We start from the raw sequence: 5134 nt of genomic DNA, 5'->3' as shown, positions 1-5134 counted from the left end.
CCGCGTCTTCTATGGCATCTACGGCCCCAAGGGGCTGTCGCCCGAGATCGTGGCGCGCCTGCATGCGGCCGCCCAGCGCGCGCTGGCCAGCCCCGAGGTGCGCCGCCAGATCGAGGACACGGGCTCGCGCGTGATCGGCAACCGCCCCGAGGAGTTCGCGCGCGAGATCGCGGCCGAGAACGCCCTGTACCGCAAGATCGCCACGGAGCGGCGCATCGTGGCGGATTGAGCGCCAGCCGGGGCGGGAATGGGGGATGGGGGCCGGGGCTGCGAAAGAATTTTCACCCACGCTGTCACAACGCGCACGCCCCGCGCGTCTTGAAGGTATGGGCCAGCCATTCCGGCCGGCTGCTACATCCCTCAAGGAGTGTTTTCCATGACCGCTTCGTCTTCCGTTGCCACCGGCGCCCGTCCTCTTGCCGCCCCCACGCCGCGCCTGAACTTCCAGGCCGTGGCCCCCGAGCTGTACAAGGCCCAGGCCGGCATCAACGCGCTGCTGAACGAGTCCAGCCTGGGCATCCAGCTGCTGGAGCTGGTGTTCCTGCGCGTCTCGCAGATCAACGGCTGCGCCTTCTGCGTGGACATGCACACGCGCGAACTGCTGTCCCGGGGCGAGGACCTGCAGCGCATCAACAGCATCGTCACCTGGCCCGAGGTGGATTTCTACGACGGGCGCGAGCGCGCCGCCCTGAACTGGGCCGAGCGCTGCACGCGCCTGAGCCAGGCCCATCCCGAGCAGCAGGACTTCGAGGCGCTGCGCCCGCATTTCAGCGAGCGCGAGATGGTGGAGCTGACCTATGCCATCGGCAGCATCAATGTCTGGAACCGCCTGTGCGCGGGCTTTGCAGCGCCCGTGGCACGCAAGCCGATCAAGCTCTGAACGGGCGCAAGCCGCTCACTCCGCCGTGAGCTTTCGCTCCTTGACCAGCCTGCCCCACTGCTCGTATTCCTTCTTCATGAAGGCCGCGAACTCGGCGCGCGTGGTGGGCTGGGGGGTGAGGCCGTGCTTGTTCAGCGCGTCCTTGACGCCGGGGTCATTGAGTACCTTGACGATCTCGGTGTTCCAGCGGTCCAGCATCGGCTTGGGCGTCTTGCCCGGTGCCACGAAGGCATACCAGTTCAGTGCCTCGAAGCCGGGATAGCCGGCTTCGGCCACCGTGGGGATGTCGGGCATGTACGCCGGGCGCGTGAGGCCCGTGGTGGCCAGCGGGATCAGCTTGCCGGCCTCGATGTGGGGCAGGGCCGTGGGCGGCGCTGCGAAGTAGCTGGTCACGCGCTCGCCCAGCAGGTCCTGCAGCGCGGGCGCGCCGCCCTTGTAGGGCACGTGCACCATGTCGATGCCCGCGCGCTGGTTGAACAGCTCGCCTGCCAGGTGGGAGGCCGAGCCCGCGCCCGTCGAGGCGTAGTCCACCGTGCCCGGGTTCTTCCTGGCCTTGGCCACGAACTCGGCCAGGGTCTTCACGCCCGCGCCCTTGTGCACCACCAGCACGTTGGGAAAGTTCACGCCGCCCGAGATGGGCGCCAGGTCCTTGAAGGGGTCGTAGGGCAGCTTCATCAGGTGCGGCGCAATGGTCAGCGGCCCCACCGAGCCGAACAGCAGCACCGAGCCGTCGGCCGCCGCATTGGCCACCTGCTGGTGGGCGATGTTGCCGCCCGCGCCGCCCTTGTTCTCCACCACCACGCTCTGGCCGATGTTCTCGCCCAGCTTCTTGGCGATCAGGCGCGCGGCCGCATCTGCGGCGCCGCCGGCGGCGAAGCCCACGACCAGGGACACGGGCTTTTTGGGAGGAAAGTCCTGGGCCTGCGCGCTGGCGGCCAGTGCGAGCAGGGAGGCGGCCAGGGCGGTGGCGTGCAGGAAGTTGCGCTTGTTCATCATGGGGTTGTCTCCGTCATTGGCTGGGAATCGGGGCGGATGCGGCTAGTCGGCGCCCAGCCCGATGGGGCTGGGCTGGCGCTTTTCGGTGTTGTGGCGCAGCAGGGATGCCGTGCGGAACACGCCGTGCGCGAACTTGCCGTAGGGCAGGGTGGCGAACAGGGCGATCACCGCGCCCAGGTGCAGGCACAGCAGCAGGGCCAGGGCCGGCGTGCCGCGGCCCAGCCACAGCGCCATGCCGCTGGCCGCGACCAGGAACAGCAGGGCGATGAAGCCCAGGTCCATGGGTTTCTGGCGCGCGTCGCCATGCAGCGGGTGGCGCCTGCGGTTCAGGCGCCACAGGCCTGCGGTGCCCAGCATGAGGCTGGTGCCGCCCACGGCGCCCAGCAGCTTGGGCAGGCTGGGGAATTCGTAGGGCGCGGCCCAGCCGAACACGTAGTGGTAGACCGTGGCCAGCGCCGTGGCCGCAAAGCACAGCATGAATCCGTAGAAGGTCAGGTGGTGAAAGCGCCTGCGGCTCAGGGTGTAGGCATCGTCCTCGTTGTGGCAGCCCTCGCCGTGGCCGCCGTCCAGGTATTTGAGGCGCAGCACGTCGTGCGCGGCCTCGGCCGCCGCTGGCGTGCCCACGTCCACGCCGCCGGTGGCGGGCTTGACGTCCTTCCAGAAGCGGCGCACGCCCATGGCCAGCGCCAGCACCACGAACAGGAACACGGGCGCGAAGATGCCCACCAGCAGGTTGTGCGGGAACAGGTTGTAGAAGTTGGCGCCCAGGTCGGCGCCCCACAGCCGGCCCGGGCCGCCCTGCAGGGCCACGGCCAGCAACAGGAACAGCGACAGGCCTGCGGCCAGGGCCAGCGACAGCGTGAGCCCGTTCCTCTGGTACAGGCGCCCCAGGGCGGGCGGCCAGGCGTAGTCGGCATAGGTCTGGCCGCGCACCTCGGCCATGGCCTTGGGGATGTTGATGGCGAATTCATGCGGCGGCGCGTACTGGCAGGCATGCAGGCAGGCGCCGCAGTTGTGGCACAGGTTGGCCAGGTAGTGCACATCGGCCTTGCCGAACTCCAGGCGCCGCGTCATTGCCGGGAAGACCGCGCAAAAGCCTTCGCAGTAGCGGCAGGCGTTGCAGATCTGCAGGGCACGCGCCACCTCGCCTTCGGCGGCCGTTTCGGTGGAGACCGGCAGGATGGGAATGACCCGGCCGGCGGCCAGGTCCTGGGCTTCTTGGGCCAGGGCGTTCAGGGTCTGCATCTCGGTCAAGCCTTCTCTGTCACTGCGCCGCGCACGGCGGGTTGTCCGGCGGCGGCAAGGGCTGCGTTGCGGCCCGCGATGCGGCCGAACGCCGTGCCGATGGACATGCCCACGCCGGCCGTATAGCCCTTGCCCAGCACGTTGCCGGCCATCATTTCGCCGGCCACGAACAGGTTGGTGCTGGGCTGGCCGGCAAAGCGCACGGCCGCCGTGTCGTCGGTCTCCAGGCCCAGGTAGGTGAAGGTCACGCCGGGGCGCAGCTGGTAGCCGTAGAAGGGCGCCGTGTCGATGGGGCGGGCCCAGTGGGTCTTGGCGGGGGCCAGGCCCTCGGTATGGCAGTCGTCCAGCGCCGTGTGGTCGAAGTGGCCGACGCGGCAGGCGCCGTTGTATGCATCCAGGGTCTGCATGAAGCGGTCCTCGTCCAGGCCCAGCTTGCGTGCCAGCTCGGGCAGGGAGTCGGCGCGCACGCCCGGGAAGACCGGCGGCATGAAGCGGCCTATGGCCTTGGCGTCGATCACGGACCAGGCGGTCTGGCCCGGCTGCTGGGCCACCAGGCGGCCCCAGATGGCATAGCGCTTGGGCCAGAAGTCCTCGCCCTCGTCGTAGAAGCGCTCGGCCTCGCGGTTGACCACCACGCCCAGCGAGACGCAGTCGATGCGCGTGCAGATGCCGCCGTCGTACAGCGGCGCGCGCGCGTCGATGGCCACCATGTGGGCCTGGGTGGGGTCGCCGATGCGGTCGGCGCCATGGTCTTCGAGCAGGTGGCGCAGCAGCACGCCGCGGTTGAAGGCCGTGCCGCGGATCAGGAAGTTGTCGGACGGCCATTCGCCGCGCGCGTTCTGCCCCCAGGCCTCGCGCAGCCACTCGCGGTTGGACTCGAAGCCGCCCGCCGCCAGCACGCAGGTCTTTGCGGTGATGCGCTGCGCGCCCACCCAGGCGGCCTTGAACTCGCCGCCCTCGATCTCCAGCCGGTCCACGGGCGACGCGTAGCGCACCTGCACGCCCAGCCGTTCGGCGCTGCGGTAGTAGGCATTGACCAGGGCCTTGCCGCCGCCCATGAAGAAGGCATTGGTGCGCGCCACGTGCAGGGCGCCCGACAGCGGCGGCTGGAAATGCACGCCGTGGCGGCGCATCCAGTCGCGGCAGGTGGAGGAGGCGCGGATCACCATGCGCGCCAGGTGCTCGTTGGTGATGCCGCCCGTGACCTTGAGCAGGTCCTGCCAGAACTCCTCCTCGGGGTAGGACTCGACCAGCACGTCCTGGGGCGCGTCGTGCATGCAGCGCAGGTTGCGCGTGTGGCCGGAATTGCCGCCGCGCCAGTCGCGCGGCGCCGCCTCCAGCAGCAGCACGCTGCGGCCTGCCTCGCGCGCCATCAGGGCCGCGCACAGGGCGGCATTGCCGCCGCCTATGACCAGGACATCGGGGTCCATGGAGTTCTCCTTGCATTCGCCATCGTGGGGATTGCGAATGTAGGGAGAACGCCGCGCGACGGGCAGGGGCCCGCCGGCATGGGGGTATCAGTCTTCGTGATGGATGAGGGCCGTGCCGGCCCAGGCGCCGCCGCGCAGCAGCTGGCGCACGCAGTCGATCAGCACCACGCGCGCGGCCAGGGCGGCGGGCGACAGCTCATCCTCGGACAGGCTGCACAGCAGGTTGGTGCGCAGGGCATCTTTGTCCGTGATACGCGACCACTCGAAGCGCTGCGCGGCATCGGCATAGCGGCCCATGGAGGCCCAGGGCTGCACCGTGCTGCCCAGGCCCGCATCCACGGCCGCCATGACCATGGACAGCGAATCCACCTCCAGCACCAGATGCGGCGTGAAGCGCGCCTGCGAGAAGGCCGTGTCCAGCGTGCTGCGCAGGCCGTGCAGGCCCGTGGGCAGGATCAGCGATTCGCCGGCCAGGTCGGCCAGCGCCATCTGCGGCGGCAGCGGCTCGGGGTGGCGGCCGCGCGCGCGGATCAGGAACAGTTCCTCCTCGATCAGCGGGTGCACCTGCCAGCGCCGCCCGCCT

The 5134-nt window shown here is 70.0% G+C and carries 5 protein-coding genes and 1 pseudogene; 2 read left to right on the top strand and 4 right to left on the bottom strand.

What is annotated here, in order from left to right; genetic code table 11:
• Together L995_RS12435 and L995_RS12430 are read left to right on the top strand one after the other, a co-directional pair.
• Positions 1–229: pseudogene (locus tag L995_RS12435) on the top strand (tripartite tricarboxylate transporter substrate-binding protein); the annotation flags it as partial.
• A 147-nt stretch (positions 230–376) separates the two neighbouring features.
• A complete protein-coding gene (locus L995_RS12430) occupies positions 377–880 on the top strand; it encodes a carboxymuconolactone decarboxylase family protein (RefSeq protein ID WP_047472048.1) in 504 nt (167 codons plus the stop codon).
• A gap of 15 nt (positions 881–895) precedes the next feature.
• Here L995_RS12430 and L995_RS12425 read toward each other — a convergent pair whose 3' ends face one another.
• The 4 genes from L995_RS12425 to L995_RS12410 form a co-directional block, all read right to left on the bottom strand.
• Complete coding sequence (locus tag L995_RS12425; RefSeq protein ID WP_016454008.1) at positions 896–1876, bottom strand: Bug family tripartite tricarboxylate transporter substrate binding protein; 981 nt, start codon at positions 1874–1876, stop codon at positions 896–898.
• 42 nt (positions 1877–1918) lie between these two features.
• On the bottom strand, positions 1919–3121 hold the full coding sequence (tcuB, locus tag L995_RS12420; protein ID WP_047472047.1) for a tricarballylate utilization 4Fe-4S protein TcuB: 1203 nt from the start codon (positions 3119–3121) through the stop codon (positions 1919–1921).
• Between the two features lie 5 nt (positions 3122–3126).
• On the bottom strand, positions 3127–4551 hold the full coding sequence (gene tcuA / locus L995_RS12415; RefSeq protein WP_047472046.1) for an FAD-dependent tricarballylate dehydrogenase TcuA: 1425 nt from the start codon (positions 4549–4551) through the stop codon (positions 3127–3129).
• Between the two features lie 87 nt (positions 4552–4638).
• Positions 4639–5134: LysR substrate-binding domain-containing protein (locus tag L995_RS12410; RefSeq protein WP_047472045.1), on the bottom strand; the 496-nt coding region annotated here is incomplete at its 5' end.

The organism is Delftia sp. ZNC0008 (assembly GCF_000799035.1).
Taxonomy (GTDB): Bacteria; Pseudomonadota; Gammaproteobacteria; order Burkholderiales; family Burkholderiaceae_C; genus Comamonas; species Comamonas tsuruhatensis.
This window is presented reverse-complemented; position numbering and strand designations above follow the sequence as displayed.